Source organism: Paracoccus laeviglucosivorans (genome assembly GCF_900182695.1).
Taxonomy (GTDB): domain Bacteria; phylum Pseudomonadota; class Alphaproteobacteria; order Rhodobacterales; family Rhodobacteraceae; genus Paracoccus; species Paracoccus laeviglucosivorans.
This window is the reverse complement of record NZ_FXTK01000013.1, coordinates 66,119-92,974: the sequence shown is the minus strand read 5'-3', so window position 1 is coordinate 92,974 and position 26,856 is coordinate 66,119. Positions and strand designations below refer to the sequence as shown.

Here is a 26,856-nt window from a genome sequence, read left to right as displayed (position 1 = left end):
GTCTTGCTGATCGCTGCAGTTGATGTGGGCTCGGCCCGCGCGCGTGCGGGTTTGTTCACGCCGGACGGGCAGCTTGTCGCGCGGACCAGCCGGGGCTTCGACACGCGACACGCGTCGGACGGGCAGGCGGGTTTCGTCTTTGCCGAAATCTGGCAGGCGGTATCGGACGCATTGGCCGAGGCGCGTCAGCAGGCCGGCACCGCGCCCGAGCGTATCGGCGCGTTGGCATTCGACGCGACCTGTTCGCTGGTGGTGGACGCGCCCGGATTTGCGCCCGACGTGATCGCTTGGCACGACCATCGCGCCGTGGCCGAGGCGGCAGAGCTTTCAGACATTGCCCATGAGGTGGTGTCGAGGGCAGGCGGCGCCGTCTCGCCCGAGATGCAGACGCCGCGTCTGATCTGGCTAAGGCGGCACCGCCCGGACATCTGGGCCAACCTGCGCGGCATCCGCGATCTGGGCGACCATCTGGCCTTTCGCGCGACCGGCATCGCCACGCGGTCGCATTGCGCGGCGGCGGCAAAATGGCCATGGCTGCCCGATCAGGGCGGCTGGGCCGAGGATTTGCTGACGCGGCTGGGCATCGCCGATTTTCCCCATGCCGAACCCGTCCTGCTGACCGGCGCGGCCATCGGTCCGCTGACGGAACCTGCTGCTGCGGAATTGGGCCTGACCCGCAGTTGCGTGGTCGCCTCGGGGATGATCGACGCTTTTGCGGGCGCGCTTGGTGCTGCGCCGGGGATGCCCGCGCTGATCGCGGGCACGTCGAATTGCATCATGGCGCTGGACGTGCCTGTCGGTCCCGCGCTGTGGGGGCCCTATCCCGGCGCGATCCTGCCCGACGAGGCGGTGACCGAAGCCGGGCAATCCGCGACAGGCGCGCTGCTGGAATGGGTGCGGCGGCAATATCCCGATGCGCAGACCCATGACCAGATCACCGCGCGTCTTGCCCGGATGCCAGAACCGGGGGCGGGGCTGCATGTCCTGCCCGATTTCAAGGGCAACCGCGCGCCCTTTGCCGATCCGCTGATGCGCGGCGTGGTGCATGGCATGGGGCTGGATCGCGGGCAGGCGGCGATGGATGCGCTGTACTGGCGCGCGGCGGTGGGCATCGCCTTGGGCACGCGGCAGGTCATCGACCATATGGGCCTGACGCCCGCGCGGCTGGGCATGGCGGGTGGACAGGCGCGCACGGCCCTGATGCGCCAGCTTTATGCCGATGCGACCGGGGCCGAGATCCACTGGCAACCCGACGATGCGGTGCTGCGCGGCACGGCCATTGCCGCCGCCGCGCCCCGTGCCGGGGGGCTGCGTGCCGCCCGCGACCGCTTTGCGCGTCCGGCCACCGTCACCGCGCCCGACCCGCAAGGGCAGGCGCGGCGTGGTCGCGATTGGGCGGTTTTCCTGCGGATGCAGCAGCAGCGCGACGAAATCTTAAACATGACAAAGGATTAGGCCATGTATCTGGGCATCGACCTTGGCACTTCGGGCGTGAAGGTCACGCTGATCGACGACAGCCAGCGGGCGCTTGGCTCGGAAACCGGGGCGCTGACGGTGCAGCGTCCGCATCCGAACTGGTCCGAACAGGCCCCCGCCGACTGGATCCATGCGACCGAGGCTGCGCTGTCCGCGCTGGCCCGCACCCATGATCTTGCGGCGGTGCGCGGCATCGGGCTGTCCGGCCAGATGCACGGCGCGGTGGCGCTGGACGCGGGCGGCGCTGTGCTGCGCCCGGCGATCCTGTGGAACGACACCCGCAGCCACCTTGAGGCGGCGGAACTGGACGCCATGCCCGAGATGCGCCGCATTTCCGGCAATATCGTCTTTCCGGGCTTCACCGCCCCCAAGCTGGTCTGGATGGCCCGGCATGAACCCGACCTGTTCGCCCGCGTGGCGACCGTGCTGCTGCCCAAGGATTATCTGCGCCTGTGGCTGACCGGCGAGCGGGTCAGCGAAATGTCGGACGCATCTGGCACAAGCTGGCTGGACGTGGCGGGCCGCGACTGGTCGGATGTCGCGCTGACCGCTGGCGGAATGCGCCGCGATCAGATGCCGGCGCTGGTCGAGGGGTCGGCGCCCTCGGGTTATCTGCGGGCGGAACTGGCGACGAAATGGGGTATGGGGCGCGTGGTCGTGGCGGGCGGCGCGGGCGACAATGCCGCGACTGCGATCGGTGCGGGGACCGTGGGGGCAGGGCAGGGCTTTGTCAGTCTGGGCACCTCGGGCGTGGTCTTTGCAGCGTCGGACCGCTTCCTGCCCGCACCCGATACCGCCGTTCACGCCTTTTGCCATGCGCTGCCGGGGACGTGGCACCAGATGGGGGTGATACTTTCGGCCTCGGCTGCGGTCGAATGGCTGGCGGGGGTGCTGGGTGCAAAGCCCGCCGAGCTGACCGCCGATCTTGGGACGCTGCAAGCGCCGGGGACGGCGATGTTCCTGCCCTATCTGTCAGGCGAACGCACGCCACATAACGATGCGATCGCCAAGGGGCTGCTGGCCGGGCTGACGCCGACGACCGACCGCGCCGCCCTGACGCGGGCCGTGCTGGAGGGCGTGACATTCGCGCTGGCCGACAACCTGACGGCGCTGCGCGCGGCGGGGGCCGATCTGGATGCGCTGCTGGCCCTGGGTGGCGGCGCGCGGTCGGATTACTGGCTGCAGCTGATTGCCACGACCTTGAACCTGCCCGTGCTGCTGCCGGTCGGTGGCGATTACGGCGCGGCCTTCGGCGCGGCGCGGCTGGGGCTGATGGCCGCGACCGGGGCCGCCCCGTCCGAGGTCTGCGCCATGCCGCAGATCGCCCGCGAGATCGCCCCCGATCCGGCGCTGGTTGCGGCCTTCGCCGAAAGCCATGCAAGGTTCCGCGCGCTTTACCCCGCCAGCCGGGGCTAAAGCAGCGCCGCCCCGGTTGCGGCGTCGGTAATAAGCCCGCCGATCAGCCCGCCTTCCAGCGCGCCGCGCAGGGCGGGCACCTTTTCGGCCCCGTAAGCCGCGCCGATCACCAGCGTGGTTTCGCGCGGCGGAATGGGGGCGGATGCCACGCGGTCATTCGATAGCCCGTGAATCAGCCGCCCCTGCGCGTCATAGGCCCAGCCGGTGATTTCGCCCACCGCACCCGACGCGATCATCGCATCCAGATCGGGGCGGGTCAGAAAGCCGTCCTCCATCAGCGCTGCGCGTTCGTTCATCGTGCCGATGCCGACAAAGGCCACTTCGGCCTGCGCCGACATTTCGATCACGCGCTGGATGCCGGGTTGGCGCATCATGGCGCGGCGTTCCTCGACCGTGGGCACGATCACGGTCAGAGGCAGCGGATAGCTGCGGGCCGTGACCAGATCCGACATGGAAAACAGCACGTTGTAATAGGCGGTCGAGCCGTCGGTCGCGATGTTTCCCGTCAACGACACGATGCGGTGCTGCGGGCAGTCGATATGCGGCAACTGCCCTACGGCGGAACGCAACGTCCGCCCGGTCCCAAGGGCCAGCGTCAACGCAGGTTCGCGGCGCAGCCAGCGTTCCATCGTGGCGGCGGTGTGATGGGCCACGCCTGCCTCGGGTGCGTCGGCGGGGGCGATTTCGCAAAATTGCAGCCCCCAACGCGCGCGCAGATCGGCGGCAAGTTCAAGGCAATGCGCGAAAGGGTGGTCGATGCGAATCTTGACCAGCCCCTCGGCCATGGCCTGTGCGACCAGCCGCTGCGCGGTCTGGCGCGAAATACCCATCAGGCCCGCGATTTCGTCCTGGGTCTTGCCCGCGACATGCGCAAGCCATGCCGCGCGCGCGGCCTGTTCCAGCTTGCGACCCTGGTTCGACATGGGCGTCCTCCCTATCCTCGCGTCATCTAGGGCCGTTCCGGGGGCACTGTCCAGCAAGGCTGATCTGGCTTTATCAATGCGCATGAACTGGAGCTATCGACGATTGTCCCACACGCGTAAGCTTGCCCGATCAACCATTCGCCCGGAGACGCGACATGAACGACCTTAGCCCGGTCATTGCAGCGGACAAAGCCCATGTGTGGCACCATCTTAGCCAGCACAAGCAATACGAACAGACCGACCCGCGCGTCTTTGTCGAGGGCAAGGGAATGCGGCTTTGGGACGCCACGGGACGCGAGTTTCTGGACGGCGTTTCGGGTGGCGTCTGGACCGTCAACGTGGGCTACGGGCGCGAAAGCATCGCCAATGCCGTGCGCGACCAGCTGCTGAAGCTGAACTATTACGCGGGCGCGGCAGGCACGGTTCCGGGTGCGAATTTCGCACGGCGGCTGATCGAAAAGATGCCGGGGCTGACGCGGGTGTATTACTCGAACTCGGGTTCCGAGGCGAATGAGAAGGTCTACAAGATGGTGCGCCAGATCGCGGCGCGTCACTATGGCGGCAAGAAATGGAAGATTCTGTATCGCGACCGTGACTATCACGGCACCACCATCGGGACGCTGGCGACCAGCGGTCAGGATCAGCGGGCGATGCAATACGGCCCCTATCCCGAAGGCTTTGTGCGCGTGCCGCATTGCCTTGAATATCGCAAGCAATGGGACGTTGAGAATTATGGCGAACGCGCCGCGGATGCGATCGAGGAAGTGATCCTGCGCGAAGGCCCCGATACCGTGGGTGCCATCGTGCTGGAGCCGGTGACCGCAGGCGGCGGCGTCATTACCCCGCCCGAGGGCTATTGGCAGCGCGTGCAGGAAATCTGCCGCAAATACGATATCTTGCTGCATATCGACGAAGTGGTCTGCGGCTTGGGTCGCACCGGCACATGGTTCGGTTATCAGCATTACGGGATCGAACCGGATTTCGTGACGATGGCCAAGGGGCTTGCCTCGGGTTATGCGGCGATTTCCTGCACCGTCACCACCGAACGCGTGTTCGAGATGTTCAAGGACGATGCCAGCGACCCCATGGGCTATTTCCGCGACATTTCGACCTTTGGCGGCTGCACGGCGGGGCCTGCGGCGGCGCTGGAAAACATGCGCATCATCGAGGATGAGGACCTGCTGGCCAACACCGTAAAGATGGGTGAACGCACGGTCGCGAACCTGAACGCGCTGATGGAAAAGCACAAGGTCATCGGTGACGTGCGCGGCAAGGGCCTGTTCTGCGGTGCGGAACTGGTCGCGGATCGTGTGACAAAGGAACCGGCGGATGAAAAGAAGGTGCAGGCCGTCGTTGCCGATTGTCTGGCGCAAGGCGTGATCATCGGGGCGACCAACCGCTCCATCCCCGGCCTGAACAATACGCTGTGCCTGTCGCCTGCGCTGATTTCGACGGCGGATGACATCGACACGCTGACGAATGCCATCGACGGGGCGCTGACACGGGTGTTCGGCTAAGGCATCATGGCGGCCTTAAAGCAAAGGCCGCCATGCAGATCCCGCCCGAGACATTCCTGATCGACCGCGCATCCCCGTTGCCGCTGCAAGTGCAATTGCGGCGGCAGATCGTTCTGGCGGTTCACGAAGGGCGGCTGCGCCCCGGTGAAAGGATGCCGTCAAGCCGCGCGCTGGCCGCGCATCTGGGCGTGGGACGCATCACCGTCAGCCAGTCCTATGGCGATCTTGTGGCGACGGATTATCTGACGGCGCGGGGACGGTCGGGCTATTTCATCTCGGACCGGGTGGGGGAACCGGAGCAGATTCCCGCGACCGAACCGGGGCCGGGTTTTGATTGGGGCGCACGGCTGGACGGGCGTTTCCGCGCGGCGCGGCGCAAGGACAGGCCGCTGGGGTGGCGCGGCTATCCCTATCCCTTCATCTATGGCCAGACCGACGACCGGCTGATCGACCATGCGGCATGGCGGCAATGTGCGGTGCGGGCGCTGGGGCGGCGCGATCTGGGCGCGCTGTCAGACGACCAATATGACGGCGATGACCCGGAACTGATCGACTTCATCATTCGCCACCTGCTGCCCCGACGCGGCATCAAGGCACGCCCCGAGGAGATTTTGCTGACCCTTGGCGCGCAGAATGCGCTGTGGCTGATCTGCGACATCCTGTTGTCGTGCGGCGCTGTCTGCGCGCTGGAAGAACCCTTCTATCCCGGCGCGCATGAGATTTTGGCGACGCATGATGCCCAAGTCCTGCCCGTCCCCATCGACGCGGAAGGGCTGCCGCCGCAATCGGTGCCGCCGGGGGTTTCGGTCGTCTTCACCTCGCCCAGCCATCAATGTCCGACGAACCGCACCATGCCCCGCCCGCGACGCGAGGCGTTGCTGCGCCTGTCCGCAGAGCGCGGCTTTGCCGTGGTCGAGGATGATTACGAATTCGAAATCAGCTTTGCCGGTGCGACCTCGCCCGCGCTCAAGGCGATGGATCGCAGCGGGGCGGTGATCTATGTCGGTTCATTTTCCAAGTCGGTGTTTCCGGGGCTGCGGCTGGGCTATATCGTCGCCGACCCCGCTTTCGTGGCCGAGGCGCGGGCGCTGCGCGGCATGATGCTGCGCCACCCGCCGGGGCATGTGCAGCGCACCATGGCCTATTTCCTGTCGCTGGGTCATTACGACCGGCAACTGAACCGCATGCGCGAGGCTTTTGCCGAACGCCGCCGCGTCACGGCGGATGCGCTGGGCCGCCACGGGCTGGACAGCGGACAGGCGGGCGCTGGCGGCTCCAGCTTTTGGCTGCGCACGCCTGCGGGTCTGGACAGCGATGTGCTGGCTGCCGCGTTGAAGCCCAAGGGCGTGCTGATCGAGCCGGGGCGACCGTTCTTTCGCCAGCGCGAAAACGGCGCGGGGTTTTATCGCCTTGCCTATTCGTCGATCGCGGCGGGTGACATCGACGAAGGCATTCGCCGCATCGCCGCCACCTGTGCGGAATTGCAGGGTCAGCCGGAGATCGCGTAGGCGTCGCGCAGCCCGTGCTGCGTCGGGATCTGGCGCTTGCCGATCCAGCCGACGTGACGCGCCAGCGTGGCGCAGGCCAGCGTCGTGTTGCCGCGATGCAGGGCGGCCAGAATGGTGCGGTGATCGTGGTCGGTCCGCGCCTCCCAGTCCGAACGCCATGCAGCGAACAGGAACCGGGCCGACGCGGCGTGCAGATCGTCGATCGTGGACATCAGCCGCGACATGCCGCATGGCGCAAGAATCAGACGGTGAAATCGGCGATTGGCCGCCTCCCATTCGCGCACGCTGGTGGCATCGTCCACGGCCCGCGCCGCATCGGCGGCATTCATCAGGATGCGGGGTGTCATGTTCGGCGCAGCATGGCGCAGCGCCAGCGATTCCAGCGCCGAGCGCATTTCGGCGACTTCGCGCAACTCCTCGATGGCGAAGGTGGTGACGCGCATCCCGCGGCGGGGTTCGCTGATCGCCAGCCCCTGCGCCTCAAGGCGTAGCAAGGCTTCGCGCACGGGAACGTGGCTTGCGCCGAATTCGGCGGCGATATGGTCCTGACGCAGCTTTTCGCCGGGCGCAAGCTGGCCCTGAATGATGCGGTCCGCAAGGACACGGGCGATGCGCGATGTCAGGGTTTCGTCAGCCATGACCGATAGATAGGCATTGCCGCCGATGCCGTCGAGAGGGCGATTTGACATCCTCGCCCGCAGGCATGAGAAGACAGCCAAGCAAGAACTGGACCGCCATGAGCCTGACCGGACGCCGTAGCCTGACATTCGCCCTTGCAGCATTGGGGGCGGCGCTGTTCGTGGCCCTGGGGCTGCCATTGCCTTTCCTGCTGGGTCCGATGCTGGCCTGCCTGTTCGCCGCACTGGCGCGCGCGCCGCTGGCGGGGGCGGGCGAATTCGGTGTTGCGATGCGCACCATCCTTGGCGTGGCGGTTGGGGCCTCGATCACGCCGGAGGTGCTGGCGGGCCTGCCCGCGATGGCCGGGTCGCTGGCCTTGGTCCCGGTCTTTATCGCCGTGATCGCCTGCGTGGGCTACCCGCTGTTTCGCCGCGTCTTCGGCTTTGACCACGCCACTGCCTGGTATGGCGCGATGCCCGGCGGATTGCAGGACATGCTGGTCTTTGGTGAAGAGGCGGGCGGCGACGTTCGTGCCCTGTCGCTGATCCATGCGACGCGCGTTCTGGTTATCGTGACCGTCGCGCCGTTGATCATGACGGTGTTCTGGGGCGTTGACCTGTCGCAGCCGCCGGGTGCGCCCCTGTCGTCCATCGCGCCGCATGAACTGGCGCTGATGGTGTTCTGTGGGCTGGCGGGCTGGAAACTGGCCGAGCGGGTGAACCTGTTCGGCGCCTCCATCCTTGGGCCGATGATCCTGACGGCATCGCTGTCGCTGTCGGGCATCATCACCCATCGCCCCCCGGCCGAGATGATCCAGGCCTCGCAATATTTCATCGGCATCGCGGTGGGGGCGAAATATGCCGGGATCACGCTGCGCGAATTGCGCCTGCACGTCACGGCGGGCCTGATCTATTCGCTGATCCTTGCCGCGATCAGCCTGGCGTTCATCGAGTTCATCTTTCAGCTCGGGCTGGCGCCGTCCATCGACGCCTTCCTTGGCTTCCTGCCCGGCGGGCAGGCCGAGATGATCGTCATTGCCATCATCGCAGGTGCGGATCTGGCCTATATCGTCAGCCTGCACCTGCTGCGGATCGTCATGGTGATCGTTCTGGCCCCCATCGTATCGCGGATGATGCCCAAGGATTAGATGTTCATCTGCGTGCCGATTTCCACCACGCGCCCTGCCGGAATGCGGAAGTAATCCGACGCTCCGGCGGCATTGCGGGCCAGCGCGATGAACAGCTTGCCCTGCCAGCTTGGCACGCGCGAACGTGTCGAGATGCGGATACGCCGGCGCGACAGGATGAACGAGGTCGCCATGATGTCGAATTTCCAGCCTTGCTTGCGGCATTGCAGCAGCGCCTGCGGCACGTCCGGGTCTTCGGCATAGCCATAGCACAGTTCCACCAGACGGAAGCGGTCGTTGATTTCGCGCATCTGCACGCGGTTTTCGGGGCTGACGCGCGGCACCTCGGCTGTGGTGATGGTCAGGATGACGTTCTGTTCATGCAGCGATTTGAAATGTTTCAGGCTGTGCAGCAACGCTGCGGGGGCAAGATCCGGGGTCGAGGTCAGAAACACTGCCGTTCCCGGCACGCTGGCGATGGATGACGACTTCTCGATCTGCGCCAGCAGCACGTCCAGCGGCAGCTCCGCCTCGCGGTCCTTGACGGCGACGACGGCACTGCCCCTTATCCAGCTTGCCATCAGGATCAGGATGATCGCGGCGATGCCAAGGGGCACATAGCCGCCATCCGCGATCTTCATCAGGTTGGCGCCAAGAAACACCAGATCAAGCGCAAGGAAGGGCAGCATCATCCCGACCGACAGCCAAAGCGGCAGTTTCCAGTGCTTATGCGCCACGATCATCGCAAGGGTCGCGGTCACGACCATCGTGCCGGTGACGCTGATCCCATAGGCCGAAGCAAGGCTGGAGGACGAGCCGAAGATCACCACCAGCGCCAGCACCGCAATCATCAGCCAGCGGTTCACGCCCGGCATGTAGATCTGGCCGTGATGTTCTTCCGAAGTGTGGCGGATCTTCATGCGGGGCAACATGCGCAGTTGCACGGCTTGCTGCGTCAGCGAAAACGCCCCGGTGATGACGGCCTGACTGGCGATGACCGTGGCCAGCGTCGCCAGAACCACGACCGGCAGCAGCGCCCATGACGGGAACAGCAGGTAAAACGGGTTCTCGATCGCCTCGGGGCGGGACAGAACCAGCGCACCCTGCCCGAAATAGGTCAGCAAAAGCGCGGGGAATGCCACGAAGAGCCACGCCATCTGGATGGGTTTTTTGCCGAAATGGCCCATATCGGCATAAAGCGCCTCGGCCCCGGTCACGGCAAGAAACACCGCGCCCAGCACGATCAGCCCAAGCTGGCCGTTGTCGATCACGAAACGCATGGCGTGGATCGGGTTCAGCGCCGCCAGAACCTCGGTGTCCTGCGCCATCCAGTGGATGCCGCCTGCGGCCATGACCAGAAACCAGACCAGCGTGATCGGCCCGAAAAAGCGGGCCACCGCCTCGGTTCCGCGGTTCTGGACCAGAAACAGGGCGATGATGATGGTGATGGCGATGGGTTCGATGAAGGGCTCGACCCCGGTGGTGACCAGCTTCAGCCCCTCGACGGCGGACAGGACCGATACGGCGGGCGTGATCGCGGCATCGCCGTAAAACAGCGCGGCGCCCAACATCCCCAGAAACAGGATCAGCCGGTTCTGCCGCCCCATCGCGCGCTGCGCCAGCGCCAGCAGCGACAGGGTGCCGCCTTCGCCTTCGTTATCGGCGCGCAGCAGGATCAGGACGTATTTCACCGTCACGACCAGAACCAGCGCCCAGACGATCAGCGACAGGATGCCCAGCACGTCTTCGCGCAGAACGCCGCCATGGGTGGCGCCTGCCGCGTGCAGCGCCTCGCGGAATGCATAAAGCGGCGAGGTGCCGATATCGCCGTAAACCACCCCGATCGCCGCCAAGGACAGCGACCAAAGTCCGGCGCGCTTGGGCTGGGCTTCGGACAGATGGGTATCCAGACTGGCCATTTCATCCTACCTGACACCGGGCGAATCCCCGGAAAGAACGCGCAGATTGCCGCAGAGCAGCATAAAACTTCGATGTGGATTATGCGCTATGGCGTAAGGATTTTATAAATACTGTGGACAACGCCGCTGCTGTGCCGCCACATCCAGATCATGAACCGTTCCGATCCGCCCCGCCTGTCCGATGACCGCCGCTGGATGACCGCGCCCACCCTGGGGGGCTTTGCGGGGGCTGCGGCAATTCTTGTCGTTGTGGCCGTGGTCGTCGGATCGGCCCGGCATGTGCTGCCCGAATCGGCGGCGATCCTGCTGTTTCTGACCTCGGTGCTGATCTCGGCCGCGGGGTTCGGGTTCTGGGTCGGCATCGCCAGCGCCTTCGGTGCGCTGGCCGGCTTCAACTTCATGTATGTCGAACCGCATTTCACGCTGCACATCGCGCGGCCCGAAGACATCATCAAGCTGGCGGTGTTCCTGCTGGCGGCGGCGATCATCGGCCTGATCTCGGGCCGGTTGCGCGAACAGGTCGATGCGGCGAACGGACGTGCGGCGGCGCTGGAGGTGCTGTCACAAGTCTCGACCGAGCTTGCGATGGCGCAAACCCCGTCCGAGGTGGCGCAGGTCACGGTGCGTCATCTGCACGCCCTGGCTGATGGCCCGGCGCTGGCGCTTGGGCTGATCGACGGAAAGCTGCACGTGCTGGCCGCCGAGCCCGAAGGCTATCTGCCCGATGCAAGCGAACTTGAGGCGGCCGATGTCGCCCTGCGCCGAGGGCGCGTGGAGTTCGCATCCGCGCAGGGCTGGAGCGGGTCGCGCCTGACCTTTTACCCCTTGGGCAGCAAGCGCGAAGATCGCAGCGGTCCGGTCGTCGGCCACCGCCGCCTGCCCCCCGATCGTCGCGACCACGGCTGGCGCGAGCAGGCGATCGAGGTGATCCTGCGTCAATCGGGTCAGGCGCTGGAACGGGTCGCCCTGACCGCCGAGGCCGAGGCCGAACGCCGCCGCGCCACCAGCGAGGAGATGCGCGCCGCCCTGTTGGCATCGCTGTCCCATGATCTGCGCACGCCTCTGGCGACCATTCTGGGATCGGTCACGACCCTGCGCGAACTGGGCGCGACGCTGCCGCCCGCAGCCCAGGGCGACCTGCTGGCCGCGATCGAGGAAGAGGCCGAAAGGCTGGCCCGCTATGTCGAGAAGCTTTTGCAGCTGACGCGGCTGCAAGCCGGCATGGAGGTGCATATGACGTGGGTGGATGCGGGCGATGCCGCCACCGCATCCGTCAACCGCGCCCGCAGGTCATGGCCCAATGCCCGGATCGAGGCGCAGATGCCGCCGCTGCCGATGATCAAGGCCGAAGCCGGTCTGCTGGAACAGGCTGTCTTCAACCTGATCGAAAACGCGGTGAAATACGCCCCCGGCGTCATCCGCGTTCTGGGCGAGGTGCAGGACGGCACGCTGGTCCTGTCCGTCACGGATCGCGGCAATGGCCTGCCAGCGCCCATCGCGGAATGGCTGGTCTCGGACGGCATGACGCGTCCGCCGCAGGGCACCGGGCTGGGTCTGCCGATCAGCAAGGGCATCGCCACAGCGCTTGGGGGCGAAATCGTGGCCCGGCGCATTGCGACCGGGGCCGTCGTGGAAATCAGACTGCCCATTCCCCCGGACCACAAGGCATGACCCGACAGACCATTCTGATCGTCGATGACGAACCGCAGATTCAGCGTTTCCTTGGCCACGCCCTGACGGCGGCGGGCTATGATACCGTGCTGGCCGCGAACGGACACGAGGCGCTGGCCAGCATCAGCGCGCATGAGCCAGACCTGATGATTCTTGATCTGGGCTTGCCCGACATGAACGGCAAAGAGGTGATCGAACGGCTGCGGCTGCGGTCCGATCTGCCGGTGATCGTCCTGTCCGCGCATGATCAGGAAATGGAAAAGATCATGGCGCTGGACCTTGGGGCCGATGATTTCGTGCCCAAGCCCTTTGGCATCGGTGAATTGCTGGCACGGCTGCGCGTCAGCCTGCGCCCGCGCCGCGCCGCGCGGATCGAGATGATTGCGCAGGGCGGTCTGGTCATTGATCTGGACGCCCATCAGGTCAGCCGTGACGGAGAGGTGCTGCGCCTGACGCCCAAGGAATTCGATCTGCTGGCAGCTTTGGCGCAGAATGCGGGGCGCGTGATGACGCATCGCAAGCTGCTGGGACAGGTCTGGGGACCGGCCCATGTGGACGACGTGCCCTATCTGCGGGTGTTCATCGGGCAGTTGCGGCAAAAGCTGGAACTGGACCCGGCCCGGCCGACGATGATCCTGACCGAACCGGGCGTGGGTTATCGCTGGGCACAGGCCGAACCGCAGCCCTAGCGGTTCGACAACAGCAGGTCGCGCCCGGCAAAGATGCCGCCGACGCATTCCATCTGGAACCGGCTTGAATCGCGGCCACGGATGTCGGCCATGACCTCCTCGATCTCCTCGGGGGTGTCGCCCAGCCGCTCCAGCGCCTCGCGGCCCATCGCAAAGGCGCTTTCCAGCACCTCGCGCAGTTGGAAATCGGCACCCACCCTGACCAGTTCCAGCGCGTGTTCGCGGTCGAATGCGCGGGCCAGCACCGGGACCAGCGGGAATTCATGCTTGGCCAGTTCGACGATGCGCGTCACCGCGTCCTTGTCGCCCGCCGCCGCGATGATCAGGCTGGCGTTTTCGGCCCCTGCCGCGTGCAGGATGTCCAGCCGCGCGCCGTCGCCATACCACACCTTGAAGCCGAATTCGTCGGCATCGCGAATGGTCTGCGGGTCTTTTTCGATGATCGAGATGGAATGGCCCCGCGCGATCAGCGGTTGGCTGATGATCTGCCCCATGCGGCCAAAGCCCACCATCAGCACGCGGGCGTTCAGGTCGCGCGCTTCCTCGACCCCTTCGAGCGAGATCTTGGCCTTGGGGGCAAGGCGGTCATGCAGGATGATCATCAGCGGCGTCAGCACCATCGAGACGATGACGATGGCCGTCAGCGTTGCATTGTCCTGACCCGAGATGATGCCGACACCCATCGCCGCCGAATACAGCACAAAGGCGAATTCGCCGCCCTGCGCCATCAGGACGGCACGCTCCAGCGCCTCGGGGTGCGGGGCTTTGAACAGGCGGGCTATGCCGTAGATGACGCCCATTTTCAGGATCATGTAGGCCGGCACGCAAATGGCGATCAGTGCCCAGTTCTGTGCGATGATGTTCAGATCCAGCGCCATGCCGACGCCAAGGAAGAACAGGCCCAGCAGCAACCCGCGGAAAGGTTCGATGTCCGCCTCAAGCTGGTGGCGAAAGGTGGATTCCGACAGCAGGACGCCCGCAAGGAATGCGCCCATCGCCATGGAAAGCCCGCCCGCCTGCATCAGCACGGCAGCACCCAGCACGACCAGCAGGGCGGCTGCGGTCATCACCTCGCGTCCGCCGAAACGGGCCAGCAGGCCGAACATCGGGTTCAGCAGGTAACGCCCGGCCACCACCAGCGCGGCGATGGCGGCAAGGCCGATGCCCACGCTGGTCAGGCGTTCGGCCAGCGTCACCTCGGGGCCGCCGGGGGCGAGAAAGGCGACCAGCGCCAGAAGCGGCACGATGGCAAGGTCTTCCAGCAACAGGATCGCGATGATGCGGCGACCCTGTGGCAGCGCCATCTGGCCGCGTTCGTCCAGCATCTGCATCACGATCGCGGTCGAGGTCAGCACGAACCCCGTCCCCGCCACGAAGCTGGACGGAACCGAGAAACCCAGCGCCAGACCCACGCAGGTCAAAACCCCGATCGCCAGCGCCACCTGCGCCAGCCCCAGCCCGAAAATCTCTCCCCTCATGGCCCAAAGGCGCGAGGGCTGCATTTCCAGACCGATGATGAACAGAAACAGCACGACGCCCAGTTCGGCGAAATGGATGATCGACTGCGGGTCGTCGAACAGGCCCAGACCAAAGGGTCCGATCGCCAGACCCGCCGCCAGATAGCCCAGCACCGAGCCAAGGCCCAGCTTGCGAAACAACGGCACGGCGATGACCGCCGCAGCCAAAAGGATGACGGCGCTTTCGATGCTTGCGCCGCCGTGATGGGCGGCCCCGGCCGCTGCTTCGGTCACTGCCATGATGTGGGTTCCCTAGCGCCAGCCCAATGCGGGGGCGACATGTTTCAAGATGGCTTCGATCAGATAGGCGTTGTAATCCACGCCAAGCTGGTTCGGGATCGTCAGCAGCAGGGTATCCGCCTCGGCGATGCCTTCGTCGTCTTTCAGCGCGTCGATCAGCTTGTCGGGTTCGGCGGTATAGCCACGGCCAAAGATCGCGCGGGTCTTGTCGATGACGCCGACCTGATCCTGTTCCTTGCCGCCATGCCCGAAATAGCGGCGGTCCTGATCGCTCAGCAGCGGAAAGATCGAGCGGCTGACCGACACGCGGGGCGCGCGTTCATGGCCGATTTCGGCCCATGTGTCGCGGAAATAGCGGATCTGTTCGGCCTGCTGAACATGAAACGGCTTGCCGTTTTCATCGTCCTTCAGGGTCGAACTTTGCAGGTTTACCCCCAGCGTCGCCGCCCATTTCGCCGTCGCGTTGGAAGATGCGCCCCACCAGATGCGTTCGCGCAGCCCCGGCGAATGCGGTTCGGGGCGCAGCAGGCCCGGCGGGTTGGGAAACATCGGGCGCGGGTTCGGTTCGGCAAAACCCTTGCCTTCGATGACGTTCAGGAACACCTCGGCATGGCGGCGGGCCATATCGGCATCGCTTTCGCCCACGGCGGGCTGATAGCCGAAATAACGCCAGCCATCGATCACCTGTTCGGGCGACCCGCGCGAGATGCCAAGCTGCAACCGCCCCTGCGAGATAAGATCGGCTGCGCCCGCATCCTCGGCCATATACAGCGGGTTTTCATAGCGCATGTCGATGACCGCCGTGCCGATCTCGATGCTTTTGGTGCGCGCGCCGATGGCGGAAAGCAGCGGAAACGGGGAGCCAAGCTGACGCGCGAAATGGTGGACCCGGAAATAGGCGCCGTCCGCGCCCATCTCCTCGGCGGCGATGGCAAGATCAATGGATTGCAGCAGCACGTCCTGGGCGCTGCGCGCGGCAGAGCCCGGATCGGATGACCAGTGACCGAATGACAGGAAACCGATTTTCTTCATGATTTTTCCTTTCCAACCTGCCAGGGCGGGTCTTTCAGTTCCGATGCAACGTGATCGATGAAACGTCGCAGCTTGGCGGGCATCGGGGTAACGGGTGGCCAGACGGCCGTGATGGGCAGACGGCGCGTGGCGTAATCGGGCAATATCCGTTCCAGCCGGCCATTGCCGATTTCGCGGGCGACGATAAAACTTGGCAGCATGGCGATGCCCAGCCCTTCGATGGCCATGTCGCGGATCGCCTCGCCGTTGTTCAGCGAGATGCGGCTTTCGACGGGTTGCGAGATGAAACGGTCGCGGTCCTGAAATTCCCAGATCCGGCTGTTCGGCACATGGCTATAGCCGATGACCTGATGGTCGCGCAGATCGTTCAGCGTCTGCGGGCGGCCATGCCTGTCCAGATAGGCGGGGCTGGCGCAGGGAACGGCCTCATCCTCGCATAGTTTCTTTTGCATCAAGGCCTTGTCGCGCAGCTTGCCGACGCGGATGCCGATGTCGATGCCTTCGCGCGCCAGATCGCGGGTGCGGTCGTCATAGCTGACGCTGATTTCCAGTTCGGGATTGGCCTTGGCGAAACGCGCGATGATGGGGCCAAGATGCAGGATGCCAAAGCTCATCGGGGCGGAAATCGACAGGCTGCCGCGCAATGCCGCGACCCCGTCCATGTCCCATGCGGTGCTTTCGGCGGCGGCGATCAGTTCGGCCAGCGCGGGACGCAGGCGGTCGGCCAGATGCAGCGCCGCCTCGGTCGGGGTGATGCGGCCCGCGTTGCGGCGAAACAGCGCCGCGCCCAGCGTCGCTTCCAGATCGGTGATGCGCTTGCTGACCACGGATTTCGACAGGTTCAGCCGTGCGGCTGCCGCCGTGACCGTGCCCAGCTCCATCACTGTCAGAAAGGTTTCAAGGTCGTTCAGATCGTATCGCATTACCGCAGGATAGGCGGGGCGGGCCTTGGCGACCAGCCCGATTCCGTTCTGCAAAACCGAACGCGATGTTTCGGACTGCGCCAGTGGCGGAAACGCCTGCGCTGGCTGATATTGATCCCAACGAAAGGAGGCGCATCATGCAGCTCACCGGAATTCACCACCTGACGGCCATCACGGCGCAGGCCCGCGAAAACAAGCAATTCTATACCGAAACGCTTGGCCTGCGGCTGGTCAAGAAAACCGTCAATCAGGACGATACCTCGGCCTATCACCTGTTTTATGCCGACGGTCTGGCCCAACCCGGAACCGATCTGACCTTTTTCGACTGGCCTGCTGCGCGGGAACGTCGCGGGACGCATTCGATCAGCCGCACGGGCCTGCGTATCGGCGCGGACAGCTTTGATTTCTGGGCTGGTCGGCTGGCGGATCGCGGCCTGACGGTCGGGCAGGTGGGCAGCCTTGACGGACGCACCAGCCTTGATTTCGAAGACCCCGAGGGCCAGCGTTTCCGCCTGACCCAGGACGCGCCGGGCGTGGTCGCGGCGGCATGGGACAAAAGCTCTGTCCCTGCGCAGCACCAGATCCACGGTCTTGGCCCGATCACCATTTCGGTCCCTGATCTGGCGCCGACGGAACTGGTGCTGACCCATGTGATGAACATGACCAAGGTGCGCGACTATGCCAGCCCGGACGGTCACGGTTCGGTGCATGTGTTCCAGATGGGGCAGGGTGGCCCGTCAGCAGAACTGCACGTCGCCGTCCAGCCCGATCTGCCCGTGGCACGTCAGGGTGCGGGCGGGGTGCATCACGTCGCATTCCGCGTGCCGGACAAGCCCACGATCCACGCCTGGGCGCAGCGCCTGAAAGAAATGCGCGTTCCCAGTTCCGGCGAGGTCGAGCGCTACTATTTCCGCTCGCTTTACTTCCGCGAACCGGGCGGCAACCTGTTCGAGATCGCGACAGACGAACCCGGCTTTGCCGTGGACGAACCGCTGGCAACGCTTGGCGAAAGCTTGTCGCTGCCGCCCTTTCTTGAAGGTCGGCGCGACCAGATCGAAGCGGGGCTGAAGCCGCTGGACTGACGAAATGGGCCGCCGGGATGACCGGCGGCCAGTTTCGTTTGCGGGCTTGCCTCGCCTTGAAGATATGCGCCAATGATGCGGCGGGTATCTTGGAATGGATCACGGGCCAGTGCTGGACGAAAACTTTCTGAACGGTGCAGCGGCGCTGGACTTCGCGGCACTGCGCCATGAGATCGTCCTGGGCCCGCCCCATGCCGCCGCCTATGGTCGCAACGACGCGTTCGCCGATCACCTGCAAATGCTGCGGGGCGAGTTTTCCGGGCAAAGCGGCCTGAAATTCGCCCATGCCGCTTTGATCGCTGCCATCCGGCGTGGCATCAATACCGACGAAAACATGCGCCGCTTCACTGCGATGTGGCACGATCAGGCCAATTTCCTGCTGGAGGTGCTGGACACGCGCTGGCTTGTTTCAGCGTGCGAGACGATCGCCGATCACAGCCCCGACCGGAACGAGGCACGGATCGCCATTCTGGCCAGCCTGTTTGCCAACACGCTGAAACTTTACGAAACCGAGCGTGCTGTGACGCCCATGGGTGAACCGGGTCAGGTTCAGCGCCGCATTCCGATCTTTGACGGGTTGACGGCCTATGTCATCGGCCATGGCGACATGATCGCAAACCTGCTGCGCCGGATCGATGCAACATTCGACGGCAGCACCATTGCCGATTGCATCGCGCGCGAAATCATCCATCGTGCGCAGCGCGTCGATACGGTTTTCGAACGCTTCAATCGCAAGCAGGTGGTCCATCAATGGGCGACTGCGCGCGCCGTGGTCCGTTTTCCCCCGGCTCCGCGCAAGAACGCCTATCTGCCGCCCGCCGCCGGGTCTGGGCCGGGCTATATCCTGCTGAACGATACGGGCAGGCTGGGGCAGGGCTTTCACGCCGGAACGACCTTTGCCTGCGCCGCGATCCGACAGGGGTTGGCGGCGAGGGGCCTGCACGAAATCGGCTGGGCGAATGACGAACTGACATTCGACCAGCTTTTGCATGACAGCGCCCCGCGGCTGATCGTCCTGAACGGCGAAGGCACGATGCATCACGGCGCGGCGCGTGCGGCCGAGTTGCTGCGGTGCTGCGAAAAGGCCAAGGAACGCGGCGTTCCCGTCGTGCTGATGAATTCGGTCTGGCAGGACAATCCGCCGTCATTCGCGCAAAGCCTGCGGGCGTTCGACCGTATCTATGTGCGCGACCGCGCCTCGCTTGCCGAACTTCCCGAGGGGTTGGGCGCAAGGCATCTGGCCGATGTGTCGATTGCCGGGTTTGCGCCGTTTTACGCACAGGGCCGCTTTGATGATGCGCCGCACGATCTTGCGGTGATCGACAGCGTGCTGCCGCAGGTATCGCATGAATTGCAGGACTTTGCCCAAAGGCAGGAGGCCGCTTTCTATGCCATGCCATACGGATCTCTGGCAGCGCTGAGGACACGCGCGGCACAGGACGGCACAGCATTTCCCCGGCTGCTTCAGGCCCCCGATCTGATGTCGGCAAGGGGTTGGTTGACGGGCCGCTTTCACGGTCTGGTTGCCGCGCTTTGCGCCGGGCGTCCGGTTTGCGCGATCCCGTCAAATACCTTCAAGATCGAGGCAATGCTTGGTGATGCCCAGCTTTTGCACGAATGCCTGCTGCCCTCGGACTGGACGCAGGCCGATGGCGCGACCCGTCGCCGGATGGTCGATGCCCGTCTGGCCGCGCAGGCCGATCCGGGTTTCATCGAAAGGCGTGCCCTGTTCATCGCGCAGGCGGGCCGCGGTATCGCGTCGATGTTCGACGATCTTGCTTCGCTGGTGATGCAGCGGGCGAACTAGGCCCGAACCGGCGCCCATATCGCCCACAAGGCGCGATAAGTTCAGGGAAATCACCCCGCAACAGGACTGTTGCCGCAAAGATATGGTTTTGTCAGAAAGCCCTTGTTTCCTAGACCCCCGATCCATATACGGGGCGGCGGAGACGTGGCCGAGTGGTCGAAGGCACACCCCTGCTAAGGGTGCAGACGGGGAACCGTCTCGAGGGTTCGAATCCCTTCGTCTCCGCCACCTTTCTCTCACTTACCCTTATTTTGCCGACGTTTTCGCTTGGGCGATTTTCACGGCCAACGAAAATGCCGATACATTGGTTTCGCCTTATGGAACCTGCCACCCGCAAGGCCATCACCACCCATTCCTGACCGAGATCGGGCATGGTCGATCCTGGGCTGTTTTGGATGCCTGGACATTCGTCGCATCGTGCCGAGCATAAACGCGTCGGTGGCGACGTGAAGGGGCCAAGGCATCCGGTCTTGTCGCCCGTCTTGCTGCGGCAGGAACGTCCTGGATGCCGTGCAGCTTAATGGTCCCCGGCTAATCAGGTCATCCAGCCCGGTATCGCTGCGGCCTGCTTGATCCAGCTTGCAAGCTGCGCCTCGTCGAATTCTTCATTCTCGTGGATGTGGAAATAGCGCGTATTTTCATCTTTCGACGCGACCGGAGGCTTGGGATCAAGTGCGCTGCCCTTGAAGAACGCCAGCTTGATGTATTTCGCAAAGCAATGGACGCCAAGAAAAAAGCCCTGCCCCTCGACGCCGTATAGCGGTGAGTTCCACTTGACCGCCTTGCGCACGCCCGGAACGGTGCTTGCGATCAAGGCATCAAGCCTTGCGCCGACCGGGCTTTTCCAGCCGGGCATGGCGGCGATATAGGCCTGCACCGGGCCGTCGCCGTCACCCTTGGGGATCTGCGGGTTGCCGCCGGATAGCAGCTTCGGTTGGGATGCGTCGGTGTTCTTGGTCATCCGCGTCTCCTGCATGGCAATTGCGGGCAGCCTAGCACGGGCTGGTTACGAAACGCAGATGCAGGGATTCTGATATTCTTGTATTTCAGTTATGGACTTGGTTGGTCCACGCCGCTTACACATGCAGCGCCGGGGACATGAGGGGGGCCGTGTCGATGGGTGGAGCCGATCAACGCAAAGGGATCGCGGTCGCCATGATGATTGGCGCCACGCTGCTGGCCGGGCTGGACGCGGTGATCGTGCGCAGTCTGGCGGGCGGGGTGCATCCGCTGATCATCGGCTTTTTCCGCGCATTGTTCGGGTTGATTGCGGTGCTGCCCTGGATCGTGGGGCGGGTCGATCTGCGCGCCTCGTCCTATCGCTGGATGCATGTGCTGCGTGCGGCGCTGAAGCTGGCATCGCTGGTGACGCTGTTCGTGGCTTTTGCCCATGCGCCCTTGGCTGATGCGACGGCGATCAATTTCACCATGCCGATCTTTCTGACGTTGGGCGCGTGGCTGTTCCTGCGCGAACGCATCGGGGCCGAGCGTTTGCTGGCTGTGCTGGCCGGTTTCATCGGCATCACGATCATCATCCGTCCCGGCGCAACTGCCTTCGATCCGTGGCTGCTGTTTGCGCTGGCGGGCGCGATCCTGACGGCGACGATCCAATTGATCCTGCGCAAGATGGCGCAGCGCGACACGACCGATCAGCTTGTCGCGTGGAATTTGTTAAGCATGGTTCCGCTTGGGCTGCTGGTCGCTTTGCCGGTCTGGCAAACGCCCACGCCCGCACAGCTTGGGTTGCTGGCTTTGCAAGGTTTCCTTGGTGCGATGAACATGACGCTGATCACACGGGCGTTTTCGATGGCCGATGCGTCATTTCTGGCACCATTGGATTTCCTTCGCTTGCCGATCGTGGCAGTTCTGGCCTTTCTTTTCTTTGGCGAAATCGCGCCTGCGGCGACATGGATCGGGGCTGCCGTGATCTTTGCATCCGCCCTGTTGACCGCACGCGGTCTGCGCTGGTCGCGTGAGCACAAAGAATAGCGGTTCACAAAAATCCTAGATGCACTAATATATCAATTATGGATGCGATGATTCGCATGGATGCCTGACGGGTTGAGGAGCCTGCCGGGCAAAACGGCACAGAACCCGGACGGCGGCCCGCGCCACCGTCAAAAACCCAAGGGAGGGGGGTGGGCTTATGAACTCATTCATCGGAAAACGGGCTTTGGCCAGCGCGGTGTCGCTGGTGGGGCTGGTGATCCTTGTGTTTTTCCTGTCGCGACTTACGGGCGATCCGACGAACCTTTACCTGCCGCTGGACGCCACGACCGAGATGCGCGACCAGTTTCGCGAACTCCACGGCTTCAACGATCCGCTGATCGTGCAGTTCGGGCGCTATGTCGGCGATCTGCTGCAGGGGAATTTCGGCGATTCCATCCGGCAGGCCCGCCCCGCGATGGATGTCGTGCTTGAGGCATTCGGCTGGACGCTGACGCTGGCCGTCATCACCATGAGCCTGGTGACAGCCGCGGCCATCGTCATCGGCTCGCTTGCGGCATTCAAGGTTGGGGGCGTCTTCGACCGCATCGCCACCTTCTTTTCGCTGGTTGGTGCATCCGCCCCGGATTTCTGGATTGCGATCGTCGCGATCGTCGTCTTCGCGGTGAACCTGCACTGGCTGCCCACATCGGGCACGGGCAGCGTCTGGCACTGGATCCTGCCGGTTGCCGTGCTGTTCATCCGCCCCTTTGGCCTGATCCTGCAGGTCGTGCGCGGCTCAATGATCACCGTGTTGGGTTCGGCCTATGTCAAGACCGCCCGTGCCAAGGGCGTGCGGACCCGGCCCATCATCTTTGTCCACGGGCTGCGCAACGCCATGCTGCCAGTCATCACCGTGATCGGCGATCAGGCCGCCGCCATCCTGAACGGCGCCGTGGTGATCGAAACGATCTTCGGCTTTCCCGGCATCGGCAAGCTGATGATCGACAGCATCCTTTTGCGGGATTTCGCCGTGGTGCTGGCCGCGATCATGGTTTCGGCGCTGGCGATCTTTCTGATGAACCTGCTGATCGACATTGCTTACGCGATCCTCGATCCCCGCATCCGGTATTGAGCGATGAGCATGACAGACACTCGAACCATATCTGAACCCAAGCCCAAGGGCCGCGCCGCGCAATGGCTGGCCATGCTGTGGGCCGACAAGTTCGCCTTCTTCGCCGCGCTTTTCCTGCTGATCGCCGTGCTATGCGCAATATTCGGCCCGATGCTGCTGGGCGATCTGGCGACCAAGCAAAACCTGCGCGGACGCAATGCCGCGCCTTTCGATCTGGAACGTGGCTGGGTCTTCTTCCTTGGCGCGGATGCGCTGGGGCGGCCGCTGCTGGCGCGGATCATCGTGGCGGCGCAAAACACGCTGATGGTGGCCGCGGGGGCGGTGTTCTTCTCGGCCATCATCGGCTGCGGGTTGGGGCTGGTCGCGGGCTATTCGCGCAAACGCTCGGCCCAGTGGATCATGCGGCTGGGCGACGTCATCATGTCGTTCCCGTCGCTGCTGCTGGCGGTGATCGTGCTGTATATGCTGGAGCCGTCGATCGCCAATATCGTGCTGGTGCTGGCGATCACGCGCATCCCGATCTATCTGCGCACCACCCGCGCCGAGACGCTGGAGGTCCGCGAACGCATGTTCGTGCAAGCCGCCAAAGTCATGGGCGCGTCGCACAAGCGCATCGTGTTCCGCCACATCCTGCCCGTGGTGTTCCCGACGCTGGTGACCATCGCCACGCTGGATTTCGCCTTCGTGATGCTGGCCGAATCCTCGCTGTCCTTTCTTGGCATCGGTATTCAGGCACCCGACATCACCTGGGGTCTGATGGTGTCGCAGGGCCGGCCCTATCTGACGAACGCCTGGTGGCTGTCCTTCTGGCCCGGTCTGGCGATCATCCTGACGACGCTTTCGCTGAACCTGCTGTCGAACTGGCTGCGCATTGCGCTGGACCCGACGCAACGCTGGCGCCTTGAAATGGGGGGACGCAAGAATGGCTGATCACCTGTTGGAAGTCCGCGACCTGTCGGTCGAATTCCACACCGTCGCGGGCACGGTGAAGGCGGTCCAAAATGTCAGCTGGCATCTGGACCGGGGCGAGACGCTGGCGATCCTGGGCGAGTCGGGCTCGGGGAAATCCGTGTCGGCATCTGCCGTGATGAACCTGATCGACATGCCGCCGGGCAAGATCACATCGGGCACGATCCTGCTGAACGGTCGCGACATGCTGTCGATGACCGCCGAAGAACGCCGCCGCGTCAACGGGGCCAAGATCGCGATGATCTTTCAGGATCCGCTGGCGCACCTGAACCCGGTCTATACCGTCGGCTGGCAGATCGCCGAGATGGTGACGACCCATGGCGGAGCACGCGCCAAGGCCGATGCCCGCGCGCTGGAACTGCTGCGCCGCGTCGGCGTGCCGGAACCCGAGGTTGCGATGCGGAAATATCCGCACCAGTTTTCCGGCGGACAGCGGCAGCGCCTGATGATCGCCATGGCATTGGCCTGCAAGCCCGACATCCTGATCGCGGATGAACCTACAACCGCGCTGGACGTGACCGTGCAGGCGCAGGTGCTGGAGCTGTTGCAGGAATTGCAGCAGGAAACCGGCATGGGCCTGTTGCTGATTACCCACGATCTGGGCGTGGTCGCAGAAATCGCCGACCGCGTGGTGGTGATGAATGGCGGCTGCATCGTGGAAACCGGCGATGCTGCGGCGGTCTATGCCAATCCGCAGCACCCCTATACCCGCAAGCTGATCGACGCGGCCCCCGGCAAGGGCGCGATGCCCGAGGAACGCGACCGTTCGGGTCAGCCCCTGCTGCTGGCGCAGAACCTGCAAAAGCATTACGGCGGCTTTCATGCGCTGAAAGGCGTGAACCTGACGATCATGCCGGGTGAAACCGTGGCGGTGGTCGGCGAATCCGGCAGTGGCAAATCCACGCTGGCCCGCGCGATCCTGCGGCTGGACGATCCAGATGCGGGCCGGGTGATGTATCAGGGCCGCGACCTGATGGCGATGACCCCGCGCGAATTGTTCGGCTGTCGTCGCGACCTGCAGATGGTGTTCCAGGACCCGACGCAATCGCTGAACCCGCGCATGACCGTCTATCAGCTGATTTCCGAGGCATGGGTGATCCATCCAGAAATCCTGCCGAAAAATCAGTGGCGCGACCGGGTGGCGGAACTGCTGGTCAAGGTGGGCCTGCGCGCCGATATGGCAGGCCGCTATCCGCACCAGTTCTCGGGCGGGCAGCGGCAGCGGATCGCGATTGCGCGGGCCTTGGCGATGGAGCCGAAGCTGATCGTCTGCGACGAGGCGGTCTCGGCGCTGGACGTGTCCATTCAGGCGCAGGTGATCGAGCTGCTGGACGGGTTGCGGCGCGAATTCGGGCTGTCCTATCTGTTCATCGCCCATGACCTGCCGGTGGTGCGCGATTTCGCGGATCGCGTCATCGTCATGAAGGCGGGCCAGATCGTCGAGGAAGGTTCGGTCCGGCAAATCTTCGAAGACCCGCGCGAGCCCTATACCCGCGCGCTACTGGCCGCGAGCCTTGACCCCGATCCGCAGGTGCAGGCCGCCCGCCGCACCGCCAGACAGGAAGAAGGACTGATCCCCGCATGAAGCCCGACGTTCTGGTCGCCGTTCCCCTGCGTCCCGCGCAGATGAACGCGCTTGAGGAAAACTACACCCTGCACCGCCTTGATCTGGCCGCCGACCCTGATGCGCTGCTGGTGCAGGCGGGGCCGGTCTGCCGCGCGATGGTGGTGAACGGCCATTACCACGTGGACAAGCCGCTGCTTGATCGTCTGCCCGCGCTGGAACTGGTCGCCTGTTCCAGCGCCGGGTATGAGCCGATGGACCTGCCCGAGATGACCCGGCGCGGTATCAAGCTGACGAATACCTCGGACGCGCTGGTCGAGGATGTGGCGAATATGGCGATCCTGCTGATGCTGGCGGCAAGGCGGCAATTCGTGCAGGCCGATGCCTATGTCCGTTCCGGCGACTGGGGGCGGCAGGGGATGTTTCCCCTGACCGCTTCGACCCATGCCAAGCGGACGGGGATCGTCGGTCTGGGCAATATCGGACGCGCCATCGCCACGCGCTGCACGGCGCTGGGGCATCAGATCGGCTATTTCGGGCGCAGCAGGAAGCCGGTGGATTATGCGTTCTATGACGATCTGACCGCGCTGGCCGATTGGGCTGACATCCTGATCGTCGCGACCCCCGGCGGGCCGGACACCGAAGGGCTGATCTCGGCGCAGGTGATCAAGGCGCTTGGGCCGCAAGGCACGCTGGTCAGCGTGGCGCGCGGATCGGTCACGGATGAGGCAGCGCTGATCGCGGCTTTGCGTGACGGGCGGCTGGCATCGGCGGGGCTGGACGTCTACCTGAATGAGCCCAACCCCGACCCGGCGCTGACGGCGCTGCCGAATGCGGTGTTCTATCCCCATCACGCCAGCGGCACCGTGGAAACCCGCGATCGCATGGCGCAACTGGCGCTGGACAATATCGCGGCCTTCTATGCGGGCCGGCCATTGCTGACCCCGGTCAACTGACCGGGGCGCTTTCAGGCGAAGTAGCCCGGATGGATCTGCCGCAGATCCTCGACCTTCGATATTGTCCGGCTCAGGTGGTCGCGCATGGCATCGACCGCGCCTTGCGGTGATCGGTCGGCCAGCGCGTCGATGATGGCCACATGGCCCGCGATGGTTCCCGCAGCCTTGCCTTTTTCCGGCAAATGCAAGCGGCGGATGCGGTCCAGATGCCCGGAACGTTCGCGCACCAGCATGTGAAGCCCGCTGCGACTGACGCCCGCAAACAGCGTCTGATGGAACAGTTCATCCAGTTCCTGGAATACGGCCAGCTGTTCGGGATCGTCGGCCACCGCCTCTTGCATCCGAATGATCGAGCGCGCGCGCGTGACCAGCGATGCGTTGTCCATGCTGGCAAGTCGCCGCACCACCTCGGTCTCCAACGCGACGCGCAGGAAATGCGCTTCGTGGATCTGCGGCACGTCGATGCGGGTCACGACGGTCTTGGACTGCGGATAGATGCGGACCAGCCCCTCTTGTTTCAAAAGCTGCATGGCTTCGCGCAAGGGGGTCTGGCTGACCTCATATGTCTCGGTCAGTTCGGCCCGCGACAAGGTGGTGTCGGGGGGCAGTTGCAGCGAAATGATGCGGCGACGCAGATCGTCATAGACACGCTGGACCGTGGCCCCGGTCGTGTTGGGCATCAACGGTTCGGGCAAACCAAAAGACGAGGCGAGCGAGCTGTTCATCATCATTTCCTTCTTGATCCCGATTCTAGTCCTCGGCGGGGGCGGGCACAACGATACAAATATAGTAGTTGATATAAGTGATGCACTAAAATATTAGTATGAATGAGGGCCGCGCCA

22 protein-coding genes and 1 tRNA gene are annotated in these 26,856 nt (G+C 64.5%); 15 read left to right on the top strand and 8 right to left on the bottom strand.

What is annotated here, in order from left to right:
* Positions 1–3 precede the first annotated feature (3 nt).
* Both FN835_RS13950 and xylB read left to right on the top strand, forming a co-directional pair.
* Positions 4–1,455, top strand: coding sequence for an FGGY-family carbohydrate kinase (locus FN835_RS13950; RefSeq protein ID WP_142663843.1), 1,452 nt, complete (start codon positions 4–6; stop codon positions 1,453–1,455).
* 3 nt (positions 1,456–1,458) lie between these two features.
* Positions 1,459–2,892: a xylulokinase gene (xylB, locus tag FN835_RS13945; protein WP_142663842.1), complete on the top strand. Its 1,434-nt coding sequence runs from the start codon at positions 1,459–1,461 to the stop codon at positions 2,890–2,892.
* On the opposite strand, the gene FN835_RS13940 is transcribed toward xylB, so the two are convergent.
* Positions 2,889–3,815, bottom strand: coding sequence for a sugar-binding transcriptional regulator (locus FN835_RS13940; RefSeq protein WP_142663841.1), 927 nt, complete (start codon positions 3,813–3,815; stop codon positions 2,889–2,891). The two genes, xylB and FN835_RS13940, sit on opposite strands and share 4 nt — an antisense overlap.
* A 155-nt stretch (positions 3,816–3,970) precedes the next feature.
* Between FN835_RS13940 and tpa the strand changes: the two genes are divergently transcribed.
* Both tpa and pdxR read left to right on the top strand, forming a co-directional pair.
* On the top strand, positions 3,971–5,332 hold the full coding sequence (tpa, locus tag FN835_RS13935) for a hypotaurine--pyruvate aminotransferase Tpa (protein WP_142663840.1): 1,362 nt from the start codon (positions 3,971–3,973) through the stop codon (positions 5,330–5,332).
* Positions 5,333–5,364: 32 nt separating this feature from the next.
* Positions 5,365–6,840 (top strand): MocR-like pyridoxine biosynthesis transcription factor PdxR, encoded by a 1,476-nt coding sequence (gene pdxR, locus FN835_RS13930; protein ID WP_142663839.1) that lies wholly within the window; start codon positions 5,365–5,367, stop codon positions 6,838–6,840.
* On the opposite strand, the gene FN835_RS13925 is transcribed toward pdxR, so the two are convergent.
* Entirely contained in the window at positions 6,822–7,478 is a 657-nt protein-coding gene (locus FN835_RS13925) for a GntR family transcriptional regulator (protein ID WP_221930429.1), read from the bottom strand. The genes pdxR and FN835_RS13925 overlap by 19 nt on opposite strands.
* A gap of 98 nt (positions 7,479–7,576) precedes the next feature.
* Here FN835_RS13925 and FN835_RS13920 point away from each other — a divergent pair, with 98 nt between their 5' ends.
* A complete protein-coding gene (locus FN835_RS13920; RefSeq protein ID WP_142663837.1) occupies positions 7,577–8,605 on the top strand; it encodes an AbrB family transcriptional regulator in 1,029 nt (342 codons plus the stop codon).
* Here FN835_RS13920 and FN835_RS13915 read toward each other — a convergent pair.
* Positions 8,602–10,503, bottom strand: coding sequence for a potassium transporter Kup (locus FN835_RS13915; protein WP_142663836.1), 1,902 nt, complete (start codon positions 10,501–10,503; stop codon positions 8,602–8,604). The two genes, FN835_RS13920 and FN835_RS13915, sit on opposite strands and share 4 nt — an antisense overlap.
* Positions 10,504–10,653: 150 nt before the next feature.
* Here FN835_RS13915 and FN835_RS13910 point away from each other — a divergent pair, with 150 nt between their 5' ends.
* Both FN835_RS13910 and FN835_RS13905 read left to right on the top strand, forming a co-directional pair.
* Positions 10,654–12,174 (top strand): DUF4118 domain-containing protein, encoded by a 1,521-nt coding sequence (locus FN835_RS13910; RefSeq protein ID WP_142663835.1) that lies wholly within the window; start codon positions 10,654–10,656, stop codon positions 12,172–12,174.
* The gene (locus tag FN835_RS13905; protein WP_142663834.1) at positions 12,171–12,863 is read left to right on the top strand and encodes a response regulator; all 693 of its coding nucleotides are present in this window, start codon (positions 12,171–12,173) and stop codon (positions 12,861–12,863) included. Before FN835_RS13910 ends, FN835_RS13905 begins: the two co-directional genes overlap by 4 nt.
* On the opposite strand, the gene FN835_RS13900 is transcribed toward FN835_RS13905, so the two are convergent.
* From FN835_RS13900 to FN835_RS13890, 3 genes are read right to left on the bottom strand one after another with little or no spacing between them, the layout of a single operon-like run.
* The gene (locus FN835_RS13900) at positions 12,860–14,620 is read right to left on the bottom strand and encodes a monovalent cation:proton antiporter-2 (CPA2) family protein (RefSeq protein WP_142663833.1); all 1,761 of its coding nucleotides are present in this window, start codon (positions 14,618–14,620) and stop codon (positions 12,860–12,862) included. The genes FN835_RS13905 and FN835_RS13900 overlap by 4 nt on opposite strands.
* 12 nt (positions 14,621–14,632) lie before the next feature.
* Positions 14,633–15,652: an LLM class flavin-dependent oxidoreductase gene (locus FN835_RS13895; RefSeq protein WP_142663832.1), complete on the bottom strand. Its 1,020-nt coding sequence runs from the start codon at positions 15,650–15,652 to the stop codon at positions 14,633–14,635.
* A complete protein-coding gene (locus FN835_RS13890; protein ID WP_246098744.1) occupies positions 15,649–16,629 on the bottom strand; it encodes a LysR family transcriptional regulator in 981 nt (326 codons plus the stop codon). Before FN835_RS13890 ends, FN835_RS13895 begins: the two co-directional genes overlap by 4 nt.
* Positions 16,630–16,712: 83 nt before the next feature.
* Here FN835_RS13890 and FN835_RS13885 point away from each other — a divergent pair, with 83 nt between their 5' ends.
* The 3 genes from FN835_RS13885 (at position 16,713) to FN835_RS13875 (ending at position 19,692) form a co-directional block, all read left to right on the top strand.
* Positions 16,713–17,657 (top strand): ring-cleaving dioxygenase, encoded by a 945-nt coding sequence (locus FN835_RS13885; RefSeq protein ID WP_142663831.1) that lies wholly within the window; start codon positions 16,713–16,715, stop codon positions 17,655–17,657.
* A gap of 94 nt (positions 17,658–17,751) precedes the next feature.
* Positions 17,752–19,464: a glycosyltransferase family protein gene (locus tag FN835_RS13880; protein ID WP_142663830.1), complete on the top strand. Its 1,713-nt coding sequence runs from the start codon at positions 17,752–17,754 to the stop codon at positions 19,462–19,464.
* Positions 19,465–19,602: 138 nt separating this feature from the next.
* Positions 19,603–19,692, top strand: a tRNA-Ser gene (locus FN835_RS13875).
* 307 nt (positions 19,693–19,999) lie between these two features.
* On the opposite strand, the gene FN835_RS13870 is transcribed toward FN835_RS13875, so the two are convergent.
* Positions 20,000–20,425: a DUF1801 domain-containing protein gene (locus FN835_RS13870; RefSeq protein ID WP_221930428.1), complete on the bottom strand. Its 426-nt coding sequence runs from the start codon at positions 20,423–20,425 to the stop codon at positions 20,000–20,002.
* 194 nt (positions 20,426–20,619) lie between these two features.
* Here FN835_RS13870 and FN835_RS13865 point away from each other — a divergent pair, with 194 nt between their 5' ends.
* From FN835_RS13865 to FN835_RS13845, 5 genes are all read left to right on the top strand, one after another.
* A complete protein-coding gene (locus FN835_RS13865) occupies positions 20,620–21,453 on the top strand; it encodes a DMT family transporter (RefSeq protein WP_221930427.1) in 834 nt (277 codons plus the stop codon).
* Positions 21,454–21,610: 157 nt separating this feature from the next.
* Positions 21,611–22,525, top strand: a complete 915-nt coding sequence (locus tag FN835_RS13860) for an ABC transporter permease (protein WP_142663827.1) — start codon at positions 21,611–21,613, stop codon at positions 22,523–22,525.
* Positions 22,526–22,534: 9 nt separating this feature from the next.
* On the top strand, positions 22,535–23,455 hold the full coding sequence (locus FN835_RS13855; protein ID WP_142663826.1) for an ABC transporter permease: 921 nt from the start codon (positions 22,535–22,537) through the stop codon (positions 23,453–23,455).
* Positions 23,448–25,079 (top strand): ABC transporter ATP-binding protein, encoded by a 1,632-nt coding sequence (locus FN835_RS13850; protein ID WP_142663825.1) that lies wholly within the window; start codon positions 23,448–23,450, stop codon positions 25,077–25,079. Before FN835_RS13855 ends, FN835_RS13850 begins: the two co-directional genes overlap by 8 nt.
* Positions 25,076–26,014, top strand: a complete 939-nt coding sequence (locus FN835_RS13845) for a 2-hydroxyacid dehydrogenase (protein WP_142663824.1) — start codon at positions 25,076–25,078, stop codon at positions 26,012–26,014. The genes FN835_RS13850 and FN835_RS13845 overlap by 4 nt, the downstream gene beginning before the upstream one ends.
* An 11-nt stretch (positions 26,015–26,025) precedes the next feature.
* On the opposite strand, the gene FN835_RS13840 is transcribed toward FN835_RS13845, so the two are convergent.
* Complete coding sequence (locus FN835_RS13840; protein ID WP_142663823.1) at positions 26,026–26,739, bottom strand: GntR family transcriptional regulator; 714 nt, start codon at positions 26,737–26,739, stop codon at positions 26,026–26,028.
* Positions 26,740–26,856 lie beyond the last annotated feature (117 nt).